Consider the following 762-nt stretch of genomic DNA (forward strand, 5'->3'; position numbering starts at 1 on the left):
GGTGGTAGACACATCATCGCTGACAGCATCGCAGTTAGATAAGCAGCTAACCCAATGGCAAGGGCAATTTAGTCTTGATGAGAATCGCTTATGGCGAGTGGTGTATTTAACGGGGTATGAAGATGGCAGTGCCCGATTATGCTTTATGTTGCATCACTTGATTATCGATGCGGTTTCTTGGCGCATTATTATTGACGATATGCGCTTGCTCTTAACGGGGCAGGTACTGAGTGTAAAAACCAGCAGTTACCGTCAATGGGTTGATACGGTTAATCACTATGGTGAGCAAAATGAAGAGCAGCGTGATTATTGGCAGGCCCAGTTGGACAAGGCTGCGAAGGTGGATTATTCAGCCTGCAGCGCGTTAGCGGCACATGACACTGACAATCACACTGCACATCAAACTGACTACCATCTGGTGTGGAGTCAGGCTGTCACTGCGCAGCTACTGCATGATGCCCCTAAAGGCTATTACACCGAGATTAATGATTTACTCTTAAGCGCGTTAGCGCTGGCACTGAGTCGAACCTTCATGACCACAGAGGTGGCGATGACTCTTGAAGGCCATGGCCGTGAAGACATTGATACTCGGATTGATACCACCAGAACGGTGGGGTGGTTTACCACCATGTTCCCGCTGGCGCTGTCCCTTAAGGCGGCGGTGAGTGATGTCATTATTGCCACCAAGGAAGCGTTGCGCAGCATACCTGACAAAGGCATTGGATTTGGTGCGTTAGGGTTAGCGACAAGCGAGTTACCCCG

The 762-nt window shown here is 49.9% G+C and carries 1 protein-coding gene; it reads left to right on the plus strand.

Annotation, left to right across the window (positions count from 1 at the left end):
• Positions 1-762, plus strand: a 762-nt coding sequence (locus Q0779_RS23675; protein WP_298776719.1) for a condensation domain-containing protein, incomplete at both ends; no start/stop codon positions are given.

Source organism: uncultured Shewanella sp. (assembly GCF_947491715.1).
In the GTDB taxonomy this organism is placed as follows: Bacteria; Pseudomonadota; Gammaproteobacteria; order Enterobacterales; family Shewanellaceae; genus Shewanella.